The sequence below is a fragment of the Microbacterium sp. KHB019 genome (genome assembly GCF_037285405.1).
Lineage (GTDB): Bacteria > Actinomycetota > Actinomycetes > Actinomycetales > Microbacteriaceae > Microbacterium.
Genome location: NZ_JBBDHF010000004.1, coordinates 18,114 through 37,879, shown reverse-complemented (window position 1 = coordinate 37,879; position 19,766 = coordinate 18,114). Strand labels below are relative to the sequence as shown.

Here is a 19,766-nt window from a genome sequence, read left to right as displayed (position 1 = left end):
GTGTTCCGTCGCTCGATCTACAAGACGCCGGCTCAGCTCCGGTCGATGATCGAACCCGGTCTCATCACCGCGGCGTCACTGGATGCCGCGGGCGCCGCGATCCGCGCCGGGGCGACGACCGCCTCCGTCGATGAGGCTGCGTCTGCCGCCGTACTCTCCCGTGGGGCCGAGTCGAACTTCAAGCTCGTGCGCGGCTACCACCACACCACATGCATCTCGGTCAACGAGCAGGTCGTGCACGGCATCCCCGGCGCGCGCGTGCTCGAGCCCGGCGACATCGTGTCGGTCGACAGCGGCGCCCAGTTCCAGGGATGGAACGGCGACAGTGCGCGGACGTTCGTCGTTCCGGACCCGGCGCGTCCTGATCTCGTCGCCGCTCGTTCAGAGCTCTCGCGTGTCACTGAGGGATCGATGTGGGCGGGCATCGCAGCGATGGCATCCGCCGGTCACATCGGCGAGATCGGTGCAGCGATCCAGGAGTACATCGAGGCTCAGGGGCCCTCTGCGGTCTCCGGCGAGACGTACGGCATCCTGCGCGAGTACGTCGGCCACGGCATCGGCCGCAAGATGCACGAGGCGCCGAGCGTGTTCAACTACCGCACGCCCGACCCCGGTGCCGAGGTGAAGCCGGGGCTCGTGCTCGCGATCGAGCCCATGGTCACAGCGGGATCCGAGGAGACGTTCGTCGAGGACGACGACTGGACGGTCTCGACCGTCGACGGCAGCGACGGGAGTCACTGGGAGCACAGCGTCGCGGTTCATGCCGACGGCATCTGGGTGCTGACCGCGCCCGACGGCGGCGCGGCCGGCCTCGCCCCCTTCGGCGTCGTTCCCGTTCGCCCGGCGTAGCCCCCGCGCTGCCCCGCCGCCCCGCGCCCCGCGCCCAGCATTTCGCTGAGAAATCATCTGCCACTCGAGACACCACGTGGCGAATGGTTTCTCACGCGCGCGTTGATGTCTCGCGACGACGTGTCGGGGGCTGCTCGCGCGGATCCCGCCGCAACGTGGCGAGCATCGCCTGCTGGGGATGCGACACACGCCGCACACCCGAGGCATCGAGAGCCCGTGCGAGCGGATCGACCTTCCACGCGTCGGCGAATTCCCATCGCGCCACGGAATGCCCGTGGCGTCGCAGCCGGTCTTCACGCCGCTTCTCATCGGTCAGGCTTTGAGCTGCCTGCTCCGGGTCATCGAGCTGATACTTCTGCCAGCCGTCGGCCTCTCCGATCGTCCGACTCGTCGGGAAGTAGAAGTCGCCGCGGTCCAGTGAGCCTTCGTAGCGGAACTCCTTCTGCAGTTCCGGGGTCTCGAAGCCGCACCATTCGATGACCGCTCGGCTGACGCTCTCTGACGGGGACTCCGCGGCGCCGTCGGCATGCGCGAGGAGCCAGGCGAGGCGTGCGCGACCCCGGCGGTTCTCCTGCTCGCCTGCCCGAATGCGGATGTCATCGAGACTCAGTGGACCGCCCTGGACGGTGGAGATCGCTGCGTCCATGACGGCCAGTGCTCGGGCCGGCGGAAGCGCCCTGGCCAGGTCGACGACGGTATCGAGGATGCCGGTGGTCAGCAAACCGTGCACGCGATCGAACTCGCGCGGATCGTTGCTGGTGTGAACGACGACGTCGCCGAATCGGCGTGATCGGGTGCGATCCGGATCGAAGAGGTGGATGTCGCGGGTCTCACCGAAGCGGGGGAGGCCGTGCACGACACTGGCGGATTCGAATGCGAGGATCGCGTCGGGGTGACTCAGTGCGAAGGCATGCACTCGGACGGCGTACTTCGCCCAGGACGGGAGATTCTCGTACTGCTCACGATCGACGTAGGTGCCCTTGCGCACGCGATGGAGTCTTTGTGGAGAAAGCGGTATTCCGAGCATCCGGCAATCCGCCGGCGTGAGCAGTGCCGACGGAGATGCGAGTACGGCGCGATCGGCGAGGAGCAATGGCATTCCAGCATCCTGCATCGCGCGCACACGAGGAATCCGCGCTATCCACATATTTCCAACGAGGCGCCGAGTTGCTGCAGGTGTGCAGGACAAGACGCCAGGCCGAGACACCATTCGACGGCTGAGACATCACGTGGGGCGTGGTGTCTCAAGCCAATGATGGTTTCTCGGGGACAAGAGGCGGGAGGCCGCTCACAAGAGGGGCATAGGATTACGCGGGAAGATTGGACAGCCCCCTGCCCTGACCCGCTCACAGCGCGGGCCTGAAAGAACGGAAAAGCATGGCCGCTGCTGCCAAGAGCAACACCAACTGGTTCGCGATCGGAATCTCCGCCGCGGTCGTCGTCGTCCTCGTTGCCCTCGGCGCCCTCGTCGTGGTCCTCAACAACCAGGCGACCGCACCCGGAACGGCCCCGAGCAGCGCGATCGTGAACGAGGAGACCGGCGCGATCAGCTTCGGCGAGGGCGAGACAGAGGTCGACACGTTCGTCGACTTCATGTGCCCGATCTGCGGCGACTTCGAGGACACGTACGGCGAGCAGCTCCAGAGCGCCGCAGCCGATGACAAGATCACGCTGAATCTGCACCCGATCTCGATCCTCGACCGCTACTCGCAGAACACCGAGTTCTCGACGCGCGCCGCGAGCGCAGTCTACTGCGTCGCCGCCGAGGCCCCCGACTCCGCTCTCGATTACTTCAACCTGCTCTTCGCCAACCAGCCGGAGGAGAACACCGCCGGTCTGTCGGATGACGAGCTCGTGTCCCTCGCCGATCAGGTCGGTGCCGGCGCGGCTGCTGATTGCATCGCCGACGGCACGTACAAGCGCTTCGTCACCTCGCAGACGAACGACCACGACATCCAGGGCACTCCGACCGTGGAGATCGACGGTGAGCGCATCGAGAACTCCGAGATCGGCGCGCGCTTCGCCCAGATCCTCGGCTGAGCAGACTCTCGGCTGAGCACATCCTCGGCTGTGCAGGGCCGACTCTGAGCGGGCCGTTCCTTCGGGACGGCCCGCTGTTGTCTGCCCGAGTTGCCGCACGGAACCGAAGCGGATAAGATAGAGCGTTGGTGCCTTGCGCCCGGTTTCGGCGTGTCCGTCCGATGCTGGCATCACAATCATCCATCCACCGCAGATCGACCGGTCTGCAGAAGCGTCAGCGAGGCTATGGCTAAGAAAGACGGTGTCATCGAGATCGAGGGCGTCATTTCCGAGGCGTTGCCCAACGCGATGTTCCGCGTTGAGCTCTCCAACGGACACAAGGTGCTCGCCACGATCTCTGGCAAGATGCGGCAGAACTACATCCGCATCATCCCCGAGGACCGCGTAGTCGTGGAGCTCAGCCCCTACGACCTCACCCGCGGCCGCATCGTCTACCGCTACCGCTGATCGGTCGAGAAGTAACGCCCCAGGCTTTCCGCCTGCCCGGTGAAGACAGCGAACAGGAAACACAATGAAGGTCAACCCCAGCGTCAAGCCCATCTGCGATCACTGCAAGGTGATCCGCCGTCACGGCCGCGTCATGGTGATCTGCAAGAGCAACCCGCGCCACAAGCAGCGCCAAGGCTGATCTACCGGATCTGACACACAACTCAATACGAACAGGCAGGATCAAGACGCCGACCCTTCGACAAGCTCAGGGGCCACGGCTGACACCTCGGGACAGAGGCCCGGGTCCACATCCTGCCCCACACCTCTACTCATCCCAGGAGAAACCGCATGGCACGTCTTGCCGGCGTTGACATCCCGCGCGACAAGCGCGTGGTGATCGCCCTTACCTACATCTACGGCGTCGGCCGTACCCGCTCGGTCGAGATCCTCAAGGCCACCGAGATCGACGAGTCGATCCGTGTCAAGGACCTTTCCGACGACCAGCTCATCGCACTCCGCGACTACATCGAAGGCAACTACAAGGTGGAGGGTGACCTGCGCCGCGAGGTCGCCGCAGACATCCGCCGCAAGGTCGAGATCGGCTCCTACGAGGGCATCCGCCACCGTCGTGGCCTTCCGGTCCGCGGTCAGCGCACCAAGACCAACGCCCGCACCCGCAAGGGCCCGAAGCGCACCGTCGCCGGCAAGAAGAAGGCCCGCTAAGCAGCGGCCAGGGAACAGGAGAAAACTTTCATGGCTGCACCTAAGGCCGCCGCGCGCAAGCCGCGCCGCAAGGAGAAGAAGAACATCGCGCTGGGCCAGGCCCACATCAAGTCGACGTTCAACAACACCATCGTCTCGATCACCGACCCGTCCGGCGCCGTCATCAGCTGGGCATCGTCCGGCGGCGTGGGCTTCAAGGGCTCGCGCAAGTCGACCCCGTACGCCGCTGGTATGGCTGCCGAGTCGGCTGCCCGCCAGGCTCAGGAGCACGGCGTCAAGAAGGTCGACGTCTTCGTGAAGGGTCCGGGCTCCGGCCGCGAGACCGCGATCCGCTCGCTCACGGCCGCCGGCCTCGAGGTCGGTTCGATCCAGGACGTGACGCCTCAGGCTCACAACGGCTGCCGTCCGCCGAAGCGTCGCCGCGTCTGATCCGGCTCGTGTGTCGCTCGCCATTCCTCGGCGAGCGGCACACGCCCGATCACGGGCACGAACTTCACAACTCAAGACCTCACCCACCACATGTCATATAGCGGGCATGTGATCGAAAGGAACACAGAGTGCTCATTGCACAGCGTCCCACACTGACCGAGGAAAAGATCGCCGAGAACCGCAGCCGGTTCATCGTCGAGCCGCTCGAGCCCGGCTTCGGCTACACCATCGGAAACGCGCTGCGTCGCAGCCTGCTCTCGTCGATCCCCGGCGCTGCTGTCACCAGCATCCGCATCGATGGTGTCCTGCACGAGTTCAGCACCATCCCCGGCGTGAAGGAGGATGTCACCGAGATCATCCTCAACATCAAGCAGCTGGTCGTCTCGTCCGAGCGCGACGAGCCCATCACCGCTTACCTGCGCAAGACCGGTGCGGGTGAAGTGACCGCCGCTGACATCTCGGCTCCGGCCGGTGTCGAGGTGCACAACCCCGAGCTCGTCATCGCGACCCTCAACGACACCGCCAAGTTCGAGCTCGAGCTCACCATCGAGCGCGGGCGCGGCTACGTGTCTGCCACCCAGAACCGCAACGAGTACGCCGAGGCCGGGCAGATCCCCGTCGACTCGATCTACTCGCCGGTCCTCAAGGTCAGCTACCGCGTCGAGGCGACTCGTGCCGGTGAGCGCACCGACTTCGACAAGCTCATCCTCGATGTCGAGACGAAGAACAGCATCCTCCCGCGGGACGCCGTCGCCTCTGCCGCGAAGACCCTGACCGAGCTGTTCGGCCTCGCTCGCGAGCTGAACGTCGAGGCTGAGGGCATCGAGATCGGCCCGGCACCTGTGGAGCCCGTGCTCTCCAGCGAGCTGTCCATGCCGATCGAAGACCTCGACCTGTCGGTTCGCTCCTACAACTGCCTCAAGCGCGAGGGCATCAACACGGTGTCCGAGCTCGTGGCTCTGTCGGAGACGCAGCTCATGAACATCCGCAACTTCGGCCAGAAGTCGGTCGACGAGGTGCGCGACAAGCTCATCTCGCTCGGTCTGTCGCTCAAGGATTCGGTGCCCGGTTTCGACGGCGCCCACTTCTACGGCGCAGGCGAAGACGAGTCCTTCTGACCTTCCCGAATATCTGACCAGGAGTTAGACGAATATGCCTAAGCCCAACAAGGGACCCCGCCTCGGAGGCGGCCCCGCCCACGAGCGCCTGCTGCTTGCCAACCTCGCATCGGCACTGTTCACCCACAAGTCGATCAAGACGACCGAGACCAAGGCCAAGCGCCTGCGTCCGCTCGCTGAGCGCATGATCACGTTCGCCAAGCGCGGCGACCTGCATGCGCGCCGCCGCGTGCTGTCGATCCTCGGCAACAAGGAGGCCGTCCACGTCCTCTTCGCCGAGATCGCGCCGCTTGTCGCCGAGCGCGAGGGTGGCTACACCCGCATCACGAAGGTCGGCAACCGTAAGGGCGACAACGCCCCCATGGCCGTGATCGAACTCGTTCTCGAGCCCGTCACCCCCAAGGCGAAGAAGGCCGCACCCAAGGCTGAGAAGGCCCCCAAGGCCGAGAAGCCCGCCGAGGATGCCGCTGACGCCGGTGCCGAGTCGCAGGAGGAGGGCGCAGCCGCTGAGGCCGTGGCCGCCGCTGCACTCGTCGACGGTGAGTTCGGTGCGGACTCCGCTCCCGCGAACGAGGACGGCTCCGCCCCCGAGGGCTTCGACATCAAGGGCAACAAGGACTCCATGAAGTTCCACCGCCCCGATGGCCAGTGGTACGAGCAGACCGTCGCCGAGGTGTGGTTCCGCACCGCTGAGGCTGCCCAGGCTGCAGGCTTCACCGAGGCCGGCGAGTAAATCACCGCGCAGAAGGCCCGCCCATCCCGATCAGGGATGGGCGGGCCTTCTCGCGTACTCGGCGAGTCCACGCCGGCGCCGTCGACGCGGGGGAGGATGCTGCCCGCGCTAGGCTTGCGCGAGTGAGTGAAATCCAGGATGCAAGGGTCCGCGGCCCCCGCGCGTACCTGACCTTCATCATCATCGGCCTGATCGCCGGCCTGCTCTCCGGACTCTTCGGAGTCGGTGGCGGCACCGTCATCGTCCCGCTGCTCGTGCTGATGCTGCACTTCGACCAGCGCCTGGCCGCCGGCACCTCACTCGCCGCGATCGTTCCGACGGCCAGCGTCGGCGTTATCTCGTACGCGGTCAGTGGTTCTGTTGCCTGGATCCCCGCCCTCATCCTCGCCGTCGGCGCCGTCATCGGCGCGCAGATCGGCACGCGCCTGCTCCCTCGGATCTCGCAGAGCGCCCTCCGATGGGGCTTCGTCGGATTCCTCGTCATCGTGATCGTCAGCCTGTTCCTGGTGATCCCGTCGCGTGATGCCGTGTTCGAACTCGGCTGGATCAACGGCGCAGCGCTCGCGCTCGTCGGCGTCGGCACAGGGATCATCGCCGGGCTGATCGGCGTCGGCGGCGGCGTCATCGTCGTTCCCGTCCTGATGCTCGCCTTCGGCACCAGCGATCTCGAGGCGAAGGGGACGTCACTGCTCATGATGATCCCCACAGCGATCTCCGGGACGATCGGCAACCTCCGCCACCGCAACGTCGACCTGCTCGCAGCCGGCATCATCGGTGTCTCCGCGTGCACGATGACGGCGCTCGGCGCGTGGCTCGCCACCCTGATCGACCCGTTCCTCGGAAACATGCTCTTCGCCGCGTACCTGGCGTTCATCGCCGTGCAGATGGCGATCAAGGCGCTGCGCGCTCGGCGCCGCTGAGTCTCCGCACCTTTCCACGGCCGCCCGCACAGACTGCCGCGGCATCCGCTCGGTAGACTCGTCTGGTGCCTGTGAACAACGAACTGATCGGCTGGGAGTTCCCGCCGACACCGCCGTACCTGGTCGGCCGCGAGAAGGTGCGCGAGTTCGCCCGCGCCGTCTTCGCCGACGCTCCGCTGCACACCGACGTCGAGGCCGCGCGCGCCCTCGGCCACGCTGATGTCGTGGCGCCTCCGACCTTCGCGATGGTCATCCAGGACCTCACGCTCCAGCAGCTTCTCGCCGAGCCGGACTCCGGCATCGTGCTGGCCCGTACCATCCATGCCGAGCAGAAGTTCAGTTACTCGAAGCCGATCGTCGCCGGTGACGAGCTCACCGGGCAGCTGAAGGTCACCGGCATCCGCATGATGGCGGGAAACGCGATGATCACCAGCGAAGCCGAGATCACGGATGCCGCCGGTGACCATGTCGTCACCGCGACGAGCGTCCTGCTCGTCGGCTCCGACGATGAGGAGGCAGCGGCATGACGTATGAAGTCGGAGACGTGATCGCCGAGCGCACCGTCCACCTCACCCGCGAGTCCCTCGTCCGCTATGCCGGTGCATCGGGAGACTTCAACCCGATCCACTACCGCGACGACGTCGCGGCCTCCGTCGGCCTGCCGGGCGTCCTCGCCCACGGGATGCTGACGATGGGTCTCGCATCGTCCGTCGTGGTCGCCGCTCTCGACGCCGACGCGAAGATCACCGACTATGGCGTGCGATTCACCCGCCCCGTCGTCGTCGACCCCGACAACGGCGCCGACGTCTCGGTGCTCGCCAAGGTCGGCGCTGTCGATGACGCCTCTGCGCGTATCGACCTCACTGTGAAGCACGTCGACACGACCGTGCTCGTCAAGGCGCAGCTGCGCGTCGCGCTCTGAGAAGCGGCCGAGACCCGATGGCAGAGATCACCCCGATTCCGCTCGCTGAGCTCACGACCCTGCGCACCGGTGCCGCCCCGGAGCGGATGCTGGATGCGACGACCACCGACCAGCTCGTCGACGCGCTGCGCGAGGTGTGGTCGCGCCACGAGGAGTGGTTCGTCCTCGGGGGAGGGTCGAACCTGTTCGTCGGCGACGAGCCCTTCGACGGCACGGTCATCCGCATCCTCACCACGGGCATCGAGCGCCTCGCTTCCCCGCACGCGGGCCGCGTCCGGGTGCGGGTTCAGGCGGGGCACAACTGGGACGATCTCGTCGCCTACACCGTCGAGCACGGTCTCGCCGGGATCGAGGCGATGAGCGGCATCCCCGGAACCGTGGGCGCGGCTCCGGTACAGAACGTCGGCGCCTACGGCCAGGAGATCCAGGAGACGCTCGTCGAGGTCGAGCTGATCGACGAGTCCACCGGCGAGGTGTCGACGGCGCCGGCATCCGAGCTGGGGCTGGGATTCCGGACCTCCGTGCTCAAGCACCACTACGGGGGAGCGCCGATCCGGCGGGCCGTCATCCTGTCGGTCACCCTCGATCTCGCCGAGGTCGGCGAGACGGGGCGCGCGATCGGCGGCGACCAGCTGCGTCGCGCGCTCGGAATCACCGGTGACGAGACCGTTCCGCTCGCCCGGGTGCGCGAACAGATCCTCGCGATCCGCGCGGCCAAGGGCATGCTCCTCGACCCCCACGATCCGGACACGAGCAGCGCAGGTTCGTTCTTCCAGAACCTCATCGTCCCCGAGGTCGTCGCGGCGCAGCTGCCTTCCGCGTGCCCGCGCTGGCAGGTAGCCCCCGACCTGGATGCCGCGACCGTGATCCCGCTCGAATCGTTCGACGGCTACGTCCCGCCGACGCAGACCGTGCGCCCCGAAGTGAAGGTCAGCGCCGCGTGGCTCATCGAGAACTCCGGCATCACGAAGGGCTTCCGCTTGCCGCGGTCGCGCGCCGGGATCTCGACGAAACACGCTCTGGCGCTCACCAACCGCGGTCATGCGACAGGCGCGGAACTCGCCGAACTCGCGCGCTACATCCAGGCGCGTGTGCACTCCGAGTTCGGGCTGCTGCTCCAACCGGAGCCCGTCCTGGTGGGTGTCGAACTCTGAACTGAGACCACTGGGTCTACACTCGCGGGATGAGTGGACTCGTGCCGTACCTGTTCTTCCCCGGCAACGCAGCCGAGGCGCTGACCTTCTATCGCGATGTGTTCGGCGGTGAGATGGAGCTGTTCACGTACGAACAGTTCGGTCGCACCGACGGACCGGGCGATGCGATAGCGCACGGCCTGGTGCGCGGCGCCGTCGAGATCTTCGGCTCGGATGCCGCGGGAGATCAGGATGCCGTGCAGATCTCCGGCGCGACCTTCTCGTTGCTCGGAACCGCGGATGCCGCGACGCTGCAGCGGTGGTTCGCCGCGCTCGGCGACGGCGGCACGATCACCGGCCCGCTTCAGAAGCGCCCGTGGGGCGACTACGACGGGCAGGTCACCGACCGTTACGGCGTCCACTGGCTGATCGGCTACCAGGAATCCTGATCCGGGCGCCGCACATTCCGAGCGCCGAGCCCCCGTCTTAGCGCCGAGCCCCCGTCGTGCGCACGACGATACGACGGGGTGTCGACAGCAAGACGGGGGCTCGGCGAAGCAGATGAACGCGCGGACTACGCGAACAGCTGCTGCAGGCGCTGGATGCCCTCGAGCAGTTGGTCGTCGCCGAGTGCGTACGACAGGCGCAGGTATCCGGACGGGCCGAACGCCTCGCCGGGCACCACAGCGACCTCGGTCTCGTCGAGGATGAGGTCGGCGAGTTCCAGCGACGTGGTGGGGGTCTTGCCCGCCCACGTGCGATCGAGCAGACCCTGCACGTCGGGGTAGACGTAGAACGCTCCGAGCGGGTTCGGCACACGGACCCCGTCGATCTTCGAGAGCTCGGACACGATGAGCTTCCGACGACGATCGAACGCATCGCGGAACGCGAGCGCCTCGGTCTGCGGGCCGCTGAGCGCCGCGATCGCCGCGCGCTGGGCGACGTTGTTCACGTTGCTCGTCAGGTGCGACTGCAGGTTTCCGGCGACCTTGATCGCGTCCGCGGGGCCGACCATCCAGCCCACCCGCCAACCGGTCATCGCGTAGGTCTTGGCGACGCCGTTGACGAGGATCGTCTGGCCGGCGGCATCCGGGACCGCCTCGACGATCGACGTCGCCTTCACGCCTTCGTAGGTGAGGTTCTGGTAGATCTCATCCGAGATGATCCAGATGCCGTGCTCGACCGCCCACTCGCCGATGGCCGTGGTCTCCTCGGTCGTGTAGACCGAGCCGGTCGGGTTCGACGGCGAGACGAACACCAGCACGGTGGTCCGTTCGGTGCGAGCGGCCTCGAGCTGCTCGACCGTGACCTTGTAGTCCTGATCGGCACCGGCGAAGACCTCGACCGGGATGCCGTCGGCCAGACGGATCGCCTCGGGATAGGTCGTCCAGTACGGAGCGGGCAGCAGCACCTCATCGCCCGGGTTCACGACAGCCTGGAAGGCCTGATAAACCGACTGCTTGCCGCCGTTGGTAACGATCACCTGGCTGGGGGAAACCTCGAGCCCTGAGTCGCGCAGGGTCTTCGCCGCGATTGCCTCGCGCAGCGCCGGCAGGCCGGGGGCCGGGGTGTAGCGGTAGTTCGCCGGGTCGGCGAGGGCCTCTGCTGCGGCATCCACGATGAACTGCGGCGTCGCGAAATCGGGTTCGCCGGCAGCGTAAGAGATGACGGGCTTGCCCTCGGCCTTGAGCGCCTTGGCCTTGGCATCGACCTTGAGCGTCGCCGATTCGGCGATGGCGGACAGCTTGCGGGAGAGAGGAGCGCGTTCGGTCACACCTCAGATGGTACTCGGCTGCGTCCGCGGCCGTCGGGCTCAGGCGCCGTATGACGAGGGGAGCGCGCAGTAGTCGGCGAATCGCCTGGTCGGATTCGCCGGGTCGGTGACGTCGACGAGGGCGGATGCCGCGCTGTGCGGCTGCTCGTCTCCGGCCAGTTGCCACAGCAGGTAGTTCCACAGGCCCCTGACGCTCTGACTCATGAGATCGGCGGGTCCGGACACGATGACGATGCGATCGGTCTGCGGGTCGGCGCGGAACGGAGCGATGACCTCATCCCGGAGCCTCTGCTCGTCGCCGTCGGCGGTGTGCATCCGCTCGACCGTCTGGTCGGCGGCGATCAGCGCGGCTGCCAGGTCGTCGGCCGCACTGCGGGAGCGCTCGGCATCCTCTCCGGCCACCGCGAGGAGGCGCGCTCCTCGCTTGTAGAGATGCAGGAACTCCGCGGCGATGTCATCCCAGACCGTGCTCATGCGCCCAGGGTACGCCCGTCGGAGGTCATGCGGCCCTGGTTGTGAGACTGAGTTCCAGTTACACTGGTTCTCAGTCTCGCAACACCTGATCAGGAGTGAACGATGAGCGCTGCCACCCCCTACATCCCGCCGACCGCGGACTACGCCTTCCTCTACCGGGAGGCGTTCGGCCGCGACATCGTCGCCGAGGCATCCGGCGGAGCGATCACCGCCGACGACGCCGTCGAGATCATCGCGGGTGCCGGCGAGTTCGGAGCCTCGGTGCTCGCTCCGCTCGACCGGCAGGGCGACCAGGTCGGCGCGCGCCTCGAGAACGGCCAGGTGCACCTGCCCGACGGCTTCGCCGAGGCGTACCAGGCGCTCGTCGAATCGGGATGGGTGAGTGCGACCGCCCCGGAGTCCGCCGGAGGCGACGGTCTCCCTGAGTCGGTCGGCGCCGGCCTCGGCGAGGTCTGGAACGCCTCCAACATGGCCTTCGCGCTGTGCTGGATGCTGGGTGCCGGAGCCATCCACGCGCTCGACGCCGCGGCATCCGATGAATTGCGCGAGACCTACCTCACCAAACTCGTCAGCGGCGAGTGGACCGGCACGATGAACCTCACCGAGCCCGAGGCCGGCACCGACCTCGGCGCGATCCGCACCACCGCCACGCCGCGAGAAGACGGCACCTACGCGATCAGCGGCCAGAAGATCTTCATCACCTGGGGCGACCACGACATCGCCGAGAACATCGTCCACCTCGTCCTCGCGCGCACCCCCGGTGCGCCGGAAGGCGCCAAGGGCCTCTCGCTCTTCGTCGCGCCGCGCGTACTCGTGAACGCCGATGGCTCGCTCGGAGACCGCAACGGCATCGAGACCATCGCGATCGAGCACAAGCTCGGCATCCACGCCAGCCCCACGTGCGTGCTGTCGTACGACGACGCCACCGGCTACCTCGTCGGCGAGCTGCACGGCGGCCTCGCGGGGATGTTCGTCATGATGAACTCGGCTCGGGTGGGCATGGGGCACCAGGCGACCGGCATCTCGGATCGGGCGCTCCAGGGCGCGGCTGCCTACGCGGCCGGTCGGCTCCAGGGACCGGTCCAGGGCCGCCCCGCCGGGACGCCGATCGCCGAGCACCCGGATGTGCGTCGTATCCTGCGGTCCATGTCGAGCCGGGTGTTCGCGATGCGGGCGCTCGCCGTCCACGTCGGCGACCTGTTCGATCGTGCAGGCGATGACGATGCCACTCTGGCGATGGCCGAGCTTTTCGTCCCGATCTTCAAGGGATGGGCGAGCGAAGAGGCGCTGCGCGTCACCAGCGACGGCATCCAGGTGTACGGGGGCATGGGCTTCGTCGAGGAGACCGGCGCTGCCCAGCACTACCGGGACTCGCGCATCATCCCCATCTACGAGGGCACGACGGCGATCCAGTCGAACGATCTGATCGGTCGCAAGGTGCTGCGCGACCAGGGAGGGACGGTGAGCGCGCTGTTCGCACAGATCGACGCGACGGTCGCAGCATTGCGCGCGGCAGGTGGCGAGGTCGCCGTCCGTGTCGCGGACCGGCTCGGTCGAGCGGTGGATGCCGCACGCACCGCCACCGACGCCCTCCTGGGCTTCGGGGCCGGGCGCGATGCCTCTGCCGTCAGCGTCCCGTATCTCATGCTGCTTGGCACGCTCGCCGGCGGCTGGATGCACGCGCTCGCCGTCGTCGCCGTCGTCGCACACCAGACGCCGCGCGACGAGGATGCCGCGCGCCTCACCGACGCCGACTTCTACGCAGCCCACCACCTGGTCCGCGTGCACGCGCTGGCCGAGACGGTCGCCGCGGGCGAGATCGCCTGACCGCGCAGCCCGCCAGGCCGACGCAGCCCACCGGGCACAACTTCGGATTACGCGTCCGACACGCCGATGCAGTGGTCGCCTGCATCGGCGTGTCGTCGCGGGGGCCCGAAGTTGTGCCCGGTGGGCTGCGCGTGCTTCGGGGTCAGTCCTCCTCGACCAGGAACTTCGAGTAGGCCGACAGCGTGAGGAACGCCGGGAACTCCGTGCCCAGCGACACCTCGCGGAAGATCTCGGCGGCATCGTCGAAACGGTCGCCCACCGACCGCGTGGTCTGCGCCAGCACCTCGGCGATCAGCCCCTCGATGTACTCCGGGGTGATGCGGGTACCGTCGTCGGTCGAGCGGTCCTGGTGGATCCACTGCCACACCTGCGAACGCGAGATCTCCGCGGTCGCGGCATCCTCCATCAGGTTGTCGATGGCGACCGCGCCGAGACCCCGCAGCCACGCCTCGATGTAGCGGATCGCCACGGAGACGTTGTCGCGCACGCCCTGTGCGGTGATCGGTCGCCCGATGCGCAGGTCGAGCAGCTGCTCGGCCGTCACACGGACGTCCTCGCGCTGCCGGTCGATCTGGTTCGGCCGGTCGCCGAGCACGGCGTCGAACTCCGCCTGAGCCGTCGGGATCAGGTCGGGATGCGCGACCCAGGTGCCGTCGAAGCCGTCGCCGGCCTCGCGCTTCTTGTCGGCGGAGACCTTCTCGATCGCGCTCGCGGTCACCTCGGGGTCGCGTCGGTTCGGGATGAACGCGCTCATGCCGCCGATCGCGAAAGCGCCACGCTTGTGGCAGGTCTGCACCAGCAGCTCGGTGTACGCGCGCATGAACGGCACGGTCATCGTGATCTCGCTGCGGTCGGGGAGTACGAAGCGTGCGCCGCGACCGCGGTAGTTCTTGATGATCGAGAAGATGTAGTCCCAGCGTCCGGCGTTGAGCCCTGCGCAGTGGTCGCGCAGCTCGTAGAGGATCTCATCCATCTCGAACGCCGCGGGCAGCGTCTCGATGAGCACCGTCGCGCGGATCGTGCCGTGCTCGATTCCGACGTACTCCTCGGCGAACGTGAACACGTCATCCCAGAGCTTCGCCTCTTCGCTGGACTCGAGCTTGGCGATGTAGAAGTACGGGCCGCGGCCCGCCTCGATCAGCTCCTTCGCGTTGTGGAAGAAGTACAGGCCGAAGTCGATCAGCGATCCGGATGCCGCCATGCTGCGGCCCGTGCGATCGATGAAGGTGAGGTGCTTCTCGACCAGGTGCCAGCCGCGCGGACGCATCACGATGGTCGGCGTCTGCTCGGCGGTGACCTCGTAGGTCTTGCCCTGATCGTTGGTGAAGCTGAGCTCGCCTCTGATGGCGTCGCGCAGCGACAGCTGGCCGCCGATGACGTTGTTCCAGGTCGGGCTGGTGGCGTCCTCCTGGTCGGCGAGCCACACCTTCGCTCCGGAGTTCAGCGCGTTGATCGTCATCTTCGGGTCGGTGGGGCCGGTGATCTCCACACGGCGGTCCTCGAGTCCAGGGCCGGCACCGGCGACGCGCCAGTCGGCGTCCTCGCGGATGTGCTTGGTGTCGTCTCGGAAGTGCGGGTCGTGCCCGCTGCCGATCTCGAAGCGCCGACGCAGGCGGTCGGCCATCCGATCGTGACGGCGGTGCGCGAAGCGGTGGTGCAGCTCGGTGAGGAACGCGAGCGCGTCGGGCGTCAGGATCTCGTCGAACCGATCGCGGATCGGACCGGTGACCGTGAGGGTCGGCCCCTGCTGGATCGTCTGCGTGGGCTCGGTCGTCGGGCCGGCGGTGGTCGGGGGAGCGGTGGGAGTGGTCATGATCGTGGTCCTTTGCGAGTGTCTGTGTCGAGAATGGGGCGGGTCTGCCTCGCGATATGACTGGCTTGACACCCACTCTGAGTGAAGATCAGCACCGCCACTGGACATTTTCGGGGTGAAGAATTCTCAATATTCTGCTTTCGTGACAGAATCGGCCGCATGACCGCCGTTGACGCCGCAGAAGACACCGACGCCCTCACGATCGGTCGTCGCATCCGCCAGCTCCGAACGTCGCGGGGGATGACGCTCGACGATCTCGCCACAGCCGTCGACCGGGCCCCGAGCCAGCTGTCGATGATCGAGACGGGCAAGCGCGAGCCGAAGCTCACGCAGCTGCAGGCCATCGCGCGCGCCCTCGGAGTCACGATCGACGCTCTACTCGAGGGCGAGCCGCTCGACGAGCGCAGCGCCGCCGAGATCGCGCTCGAGCGCGCGATGAAGGGGCAGACGTTCCAGGCCCTCGGGATCGAGCCGTTCCGCATCTCCAAGACGATGCCGACGGATGCGCTCAAGGCACTGCTCGCGCTGCACGGCGAGATCGATCGCCTGAAGGACGAGCGCGCGGCGACCCCGGAAGAAGCGCGCCGCGCGAACGTCGAGCTGCGCCACCTCATGCGCAGCCAGGACAACCACTTCGAGGACCTCGAGAAGAAGGCCGCCGAGATCCTCGCCGCGGTCGGGCACCCCGGGGGCCCGCTGACCCAGCGCACGGCATCCGAGATCGCCGCCTATCTGGGGTTCACGCTGCACTACGCCCCAGACCTGCCGCAGACGACGCGCAGCGTCGCCGACCTCGCCAACGGGCGGCTGTATCTCTCGAGCAGCATCCCGGCCAAGGGCGATGCGCGAACCGCCGTCCTCCAGGCGCTGTCGAGCCGCATGCTCGGGCACGCCGAACCGCACAGCTACGCCGAGTTCCTTCGTCAGCGCGTCGAGACGAACTACCTCACCGGGGCCCTGCTCATCCCCGAGGCCCACGTGGTGCCGACCCTCAAGGCCGCGAAGGACCGCCGGGCGATCTCGATCGAGGACCTGCGCGACGCCTACTCGGTCTCGTACGAGACGGCGGCGCACCGCTTCACGAACCTCGCCACCCGGCACCTCGACATTCCCGTGCACTTCCTCAAGGTGCACGAGTCGGGCACGATCACGAAGGCGTACGAGAATGACGACGTGAACTTCCCGACAGACCGTCTGGGTTCCATCGAGGGGCAGATGTGCTGCCGCCGCTGGACGAGCCGGGTCGTCTTCGATGAGGACGACCGCTTCAACCCGTACTACCAGTACACCGACACCGGCAACGGGACGTACTGGTGCACGGCTCGCGTCGAGGCATCCAGCGAAGGTCTGCACTCGGTGAGCGTCGGCGTGCGCTTCGACGACACGAAGTGGTTCGTCGGGCGCGACACGACACACCGCGGCGTCTCGAAGCATTCCGTCGAGGTGTGCTGCCGCCGCGCGCCCGCAGACTTGGAGGAGCGCTGGCGCGAGCAGTCCTGGCCGAACGTCAAGACCCCGCGCACTCTGCTCGCCACGCTGCCCACCGGATCGTTCCCGGGTGTCGACACCACCGACGTGTACGAGTTCCTCGAGGCGCACGCGCCGCGCTGAGGCGGTATCAGCGGTCGGTTCGCGACGGTCGGACCATGAACACGTCGATCTCGTCCTCGGATGCCGGTTCGAATCCGTGACGTTCATAAAGGCGTCGCGCCGGACTGCCCTGCAGCACGTTCAGACGGAACGTGTCTGGTGCGTCGAGAACGGATGCGAGGATGCCGCTTCCGATGCCGTGCCCCTGCAGCGCGGCATCCAGGTAGAAGTGCTCGAGCCAGATCCCGTCATCGGCGGGCCGGAGTGCGATCGATCCCGCCTCTCGACCGTCGACCACGATCACGTGGGTCACCGCCGGGTCGAACGCCGCGCGGAATCGGTGCCGAACCCGCACCGGATCGAAGCGCCCGAGTCGCTCGAGATCGGCGCGCAGAACGACGGCACGCAGCTCGGCGATCCACTCCGCGTCGGCGACGACGCTCGGGCGGAGGATCCAACTCACGTACGCAACCCTAGCCTCGCGACCTGCCCCACCAGCCGCGATAGCCTGTCGAGGTCGTGACTCGGGAGGGGATGCCATGGCGGAACAGGCTGCCGATACGGATGCACATCTCTGGCGGGAAGAGACAAGGTCGCTTCTGACCGGCCTCAACCTCGTCGTGCTGGTCGCCGCTGTCGCGGGCGGCACGTGGGGCGTCTTCGACTCGATGACGGATGCCGACGGCGACCGTTTCGCGGGCAACCTCGTCGTCGCGGCTCCCGGCATATACGCCGGATGGTGCATGCTCGAGATCGCATGGAAGAAGCTGGCGTCGATCGCGACGGTGCTGCTGAGGCTCGTCTCCGCGTGCTTCTTCGCGCCCGCGTTCGTCGCGGTGCCCGTCGGACTGATCCAATTGATCGCCGTCGCCTTTCCGGGGGTGGGTGCCGCGATCGCCGAGGCCGAGTCGCGGAACAGCGGTTTCCACTACTACTGGAACGAGGGAATCGCCTCGCAGCTGTTTCTCGTGCCTTTCGGCGGCTACGTCGTCGGCATGTGCATCCCGCTCGGCATCGCCCTCATCATCGTGTTGCCGATCATCTCGATCCGTGCTCCGCACATCGCCGCACATGGCTCGCACCTCGAGAAGGTCGAGGTCGGCAACCGCATGTCGATCACTGCGTTCGTCTTCGTCGGGCTCGGCGCGACGACGCTGGGCATCGTGCTCTGGGTGTTCGGCGACGGCGGCAGCATCCTCGAGTTCCCGGAGGACCTCGGGCGCTTCCTGCGTTCGATGTCGTACGGCTACTTCGACTGGGAGGACGCGATGTGGCTGCTCGGCGTCGTGTTCGTCGTGGCCGGAGTCGCCGTTATGGGTTGGGGATGCGTACGCGTGCTGTTCGCGCGCACCCGCGCCGCACGCGGCTGACTCGTGCCATCCCCCCCTCCCAGCGCGGGGTCAGGAGGCGGGCGACGCCTGCAGCAGCGCCCATAGTTCGGCGCGTGCCGGGAACGTCGACAGATCCGTGTCCAGCAGGCGACTCGCCTGCGTCACGCGTGAACGCAGCGTGTGTCGATGGATGCCGAGCTCCGCGGCGGCCGACTCGAATCGCGCGTCGTGCTGCAGCCAGGTGCGCAGCGATGCTTCCAGCTCCCGTCCGTCGGCCCGCATCGGAGCCAACCGCGACTCCGCCACCAATCGCGCGTCGTCCGTCACGAGAGTGCTGAGAATGCTCGTCGCCACCGTGTCGGCGTAGCGCACAGCCCGCACGCCGCTGCTGTCTCCGGCACCGCGCCCCACGGCGTGCCGGAGGGCTGCGGCAGCCTGGGCGTGCGCGCGAGAGAACGCGCCGTACCCCACAGGGCCCGATACCCCGAGCCGGATGCCGAAACGTTCGGCGAGCTCGTCGAAGAGGCCGACGTCTTCGGCGGACACGACCATCGTGATCCCGGCGTCCGACATTCCGCCGAACACCGCCGTGCCGTACTCGGCCCGCCGGCGCTCCCACCAGTCCGCGATCGCGTCGGCGGGGGCATCCGCATCCGCGATCGCGATCATGATCGGTGCGGGAGGAACGGAGCCCAGCACACGGCGCGCGAGGGTCGGATCGTCAAGCAGAAGCGAGGCGAGCACCTGCGACCGCAGGCGGCGCCGACTGCGGTCGAGCTGCTCGTTCTGCTCCAGAGCGAGCCCGGCCATCGCGATCACGGAGGTCACGACAGCGCGCGCCTCGGCGTCGAGCGAGGCGGTCCCGATGGCGATCACCCCGCGCAGGTGGCCGGTGCGGCCGAGAGTGAAGAGGGTGAACGAGTCGGTTCCGAGCGTCAGGGATTGCCCTGCCTGGCCTCCTCGGGTGATGAGCTCGGTCGCCCGCGCGGTCAGGCCGGCGAGGTCGTCCGGGTGCAGCGCCTCGTGCGGATGCTCGTGCACCAGCAGTCCGGTCGCGTCGAACATCCCGACCCAGTGTTCGAGTCTCCTGGCGAGCTCGGTGAGGGTGGACTCCAAGCCGCGCGGCCGGAGCGCCGCGACGGCGAGAGCACGCTGCGCGTCCAGCGCCCAGGTTCGTCTGGCGTAGGTCTGGGCGGCGATCGCCTCGGCATGGGCGCGAGCGATCGCGATGAACGGGGTGTCGTACGGCACCTCGAACAGCGGGATGCTCGCCCGTGCACATGCATCGATCAGCCGGTCGGGAACCTGCGGACGCCGCACCCCGGTGCCGAAGCCCAGCCCGAGGATTCCGCGCGCCGCGAGTCGGGCGACGTACTCGTCTGCGTCGTCGTCGGTGAACTGACTGCCGGTGGTGAGCAGGGTGAGATCGTCGGCGAGGAACGGAGTGGGATCGACGAGGTCGGAGGAGTGCACCCACCGCAGCGGCTGATCCAGCGCGCCGTCGTCCAGCTCGGCCTCGTCTCCCACGAGCCGAAGACCGAGGTCCCGGCGCCCGAGCAGTGCACGCAGGGTGGGGTGGTCCACGGCATCCTCCGAGGGTTCGATGTGCTTGTACAAAGCGGCGAACTGATTCAAGAAATTGTACTGGGCGGCGAGTGCGA

Annotated in this window: 22 protein-coding genes; 16 read left to right on the top strand and 6 right to left on the bottom strand. The window is 67.5% G+C overall.

What is annotated here, in order from left to right:
* Complete coding sequence (map, locus tag KHB019_RS13305; RefSeq protein ID WP_290368271.1) at positions 1-849, top strand: type I methionyl aminopeptidase; 849 nt, start codon at positions 1-3, stop codon at positions 847-849.
* Positions 850-940: 91 nt separating this feature from the next.
* On the opposite strand, the gene KHB019_RS13300 is transcribed toward map, so the two are convergent.
* Positions 941-1,837, bottom strand: coding sequence for a hypothetical protein (locus KHB019_RS13300; RefSeq protein ID WP_325470642.1), 897 nt, complete (start codon positions 1,835-1,837; stop codon positions 941-943).
* A 389-nt stretch (positions 1,838-2,226) separates the two neighbouring features.
* Here KHB019_RS13300 and KHB019_RS13295 point away from each other — a divergent pair, with 389 nt between their 5' ends.
* From KHB019_RS13295 to KHB019_RS13240, 12 genes are all read left to right on the top strand, one after another.
* Positions 2,227-2,889, top strand: a complete 663-nt coding sequence (locus KHB019_RS13295; RefSeq protein ID WP_337459184.1) for a DsbA family protein — start codon at positions 2,227-2,229, stop codon at positions 2,887-2,889.
* Between the two features lie 225 nt (positions 2,890-3,114).
* Complete coding sequence (gene infA, locus KHB019_RS13290; protein WP_017201569.1) at positions 3,115-3,336, top strand: translation initiation factor IF-1; 222 nt, start codon at positions 3,115-3,117, stop codon at positions 3,334-3,336.
* Positions 3,337-3,400: 64 nt separating this feature from the next.
* Entirely contained in the window at positions 3,401-3,517 is a 117-nt protein-coding gene (gene rpmJ / locus KHB019_RS13285) for a 50S ribosomal protein L36 (protein WP_005050492.1), read from the top strand.
* Positions 3,518-3,666: 149 nt separating this feature from the next.
* Positions 3,667-4,041: a 30S ribosomal protein S13 gene (gene rpsM, locus KHB019_RS13280; protein WP_047524098.1), complete on the top strand. Its 375-nt coding sequence runs from the start codon at positions 3,667-3,669 to the stop codon at positions 4,039-4,041.
* 30 nt (positions 4,042-4,071) lie between these two features.
* The gene (rpsK, locus tag KHB019_RS13275) at positions 4,072-4,470 is read left to right on the top strand and encodes a 30S ribosomal protein S11 (RefSeq protein ID WP_033106075.1); all 399 of its coding nucleotides are present in this window, start codon (positions 4,072-4,074) and stop codon (positions 4,468-4,470) included.
* A 128-nt stretch (positions 4,471-4,598) separates the two neighbouring features.
* Entirely contained in the window at positions 4,599-5,588 is a 990-nt protein-coding gene (locus tag KHB019_RS13270) for a DNA-directed RNA polymerase subunit alpha (protein WP_230104195.1), read from the top strand.
* Between the two features lie 34 nt (positions 5,589-5,622).
* A complete protein-coding gene (gene rplQ, locus KHB019_RS13265) occupies positions 5,623-6,321 on the top strand; it encodes a 50S ribosomal protein L17, sunset domain variant (RefSeq protein WP_325470643.1) in 699 nt (232 codons plus the stop codon).
* A gap of 122 nt (positions 6,322-6,443) precedes the next feature.
* Positions 6,444-7,241 (top strand): sulfite exporter TauE/SafE family protein, encoded by a 798-nt coding sequence (locus KHB019_RS13260; protein WP_325470644.1) that lies wholly within the window; start codon positions 6,444-6,446, stop codon positions 7,239-7,241.
* Positions 7,242-7,306: 65 nt separating this feature from the next.
* Positions 7,307-7,768: an FAS1-like dehydratase domain-containing protein gene (locus KHB019_RS13255; protein WP_337459183.1), complete on the top strand. Its 462-nt coding sequence runs from the start codon at positions 7,307-7,309 to the stop codon at positions 7,766-7,768.
* The gene (locus KHB019_RS13250) at positions 7,765-8,163 is read left to right on the top strand and encodes a MaoC/PaaZ C-terminal domain-containing protein (RefSeq protein ID WP_337459182.1); all 399 of its coding nucleotides are present in this window, start codon (positions 7,765-7,767) and stop codon (positions 8,161-8,163) included. The genes KHB019_RS13255 and KHB019_RS13250 overlap by 4 nt, the downstream gene beginning before the upstream one ends.
* 17 nt (positions 8,164-8,180) lie before the next feature.
* Positions 8,181-9,317 carry a UDP-N-acetylmuramate dehydrogenase gene (locus KHB019_RS13245; protein ID WP_337459181.1) on the top strand — a complete coding sequence of 379 codons (1,137 nt, stop codon included), beginning with the start codon at positions 8,181-8,183 and terminating at the stop codon, positions 9,315-9,317.
* A 29-nt stretch (positions 9,318-9,346) separates the two neighbouring features.
* The gene (locus KHB019_RS13240) at positions 9,347-9,745 is read left to right on the top strand and encodes a VOC family protein (protein WP_337459180.1); all 399 of its coding nucleotides are present in this window, start codon (positions 9,347-9,349) and stop codon (positions 9,743-9,745) included.
* Between the two features lie 125 nt (positions 9,746-9,870).
* Here the strand turns inward: KHB019_RS13240 and KHB019_RS13235 are convergent, their stop codons facing one another.
* Entirely contained in the window at positions 9,871-11,070 is a 1,200-nt protein-coding gene (locus tag KHB019_RS13235; RefSeq protein WP_337459179.1) for a pyridoxal phosphate-dependent aminotransferase, read from the bottom strand.
* A gap of 39 nt (positions 11,071-11,109) precedes the next feature.
* Positions 11,110-11,544 carry a hypothetical protein gene (locus tag KHB019_RS13230; protein ID WP_230104187.1) on the bottom strand — a complete coding sequence of 145 codons (435 nt, stop codon included), beginning with the start codon at positions 11,542-11,544 and terminating at the stop codon, positions 11,110-11,112.
* Positions 11,545-11,646: 102 nt separating this feature from the next.
* On the opposite strand from KHB019_RS13230, the gene KHB019_RS13225 reads away from it, so the two are divergent.
* Positions 11,647-13,371, top strand: coding sequence for an acyl-CoA dehydrogenase (locus tag KHB019_RS13225; RefSeq protein WP_337459178.1), 1,725 nt, complete (start codon positions 11,647-11,649; stop codon positions 13,369-13,371).
* Between the two features lie 142 nt (positions 13,372-13,513).
* On the opposite strand, the gene aceB is transcribed toward KHB019_RS13225, so the two are convergent.
* Positions 13,514-15,184 carry a malate synthase A gene (gene aceB, locus KHB019_RS13220; RefSeq protein ID WP_230104184.1) on the bottom strand — a complete coding sequence of 557 codons (1,671 nt, stop codon included), beginning with the start codon at positions 15,182-15,184 and terminating at the stop codon, positions 13,514-13,516.
* Positions 15,185-15,343: 159 nt separating this feature from the next.
* Between aceB and KHB019_RS13215 the strand changes: the two genes are divergently transcribed.
* Positions 15,344-16,795: a helix-turn-helix domain-containing protein gene (locus tag KHB019_RS13215; RefSeq protein ID WP_230104183.1), complete on the top strand. Its 1,452-nt coding sequence runs from the start codon at positions 15,344-15,346 to the stop codon at positions 16,793-16,795.
* A gap of 7 nt (positions 16,796-16,802) precedes the next feature.
* Here KHB019_RS13215 and KHB019_RS13210 read toward each other — a convergent pair whose 3' ends face one another.
* On the bottom strand, positions 16,803-17,237 hold the full coding sequence (locus KHB019_RS13210; RefSeq protein WP_230104182.1) for a GNAT family N-acetyltransferase: 435 nt from the start codon (positions 17,235-17,237) through the stop codon (positions 16,803-16,805).
* A gap of 76 nt (positions 17,238-17,313) precedes the next feature.
* On the opposite strand from KHB019_RS13210, the gene KHB019_RS13205 reads away from it, so the two are divergent.
* Positions 17,314-18,144, top strand: coding sequence for a hypothetical protein (locus KHB019_RS13205; protein ID WP_337459177.1), 831 nt, complete (start codon positions 17,314-17,316; stop codon positions 18,142-18,144).
* Between the two features lie 30 nt (positions 18,145-18,174).
* On the opposite strand, the gene KHB019_RS13200 is transcribed toward KHB019_RS13205, so the two are convergent.
* A complete protein-coding gene (locus KHB019_RS13200) occupies positions 18,175-19,740 on the bottom strand; it encodes a PucR family transcriptional regulator (RefSeq protein ID WP_337459176.1) in 1,566 nt (521 codons plus the stop codon).
* Positions 19,741-19,766 lie beyond the last annotated feature (26 nt).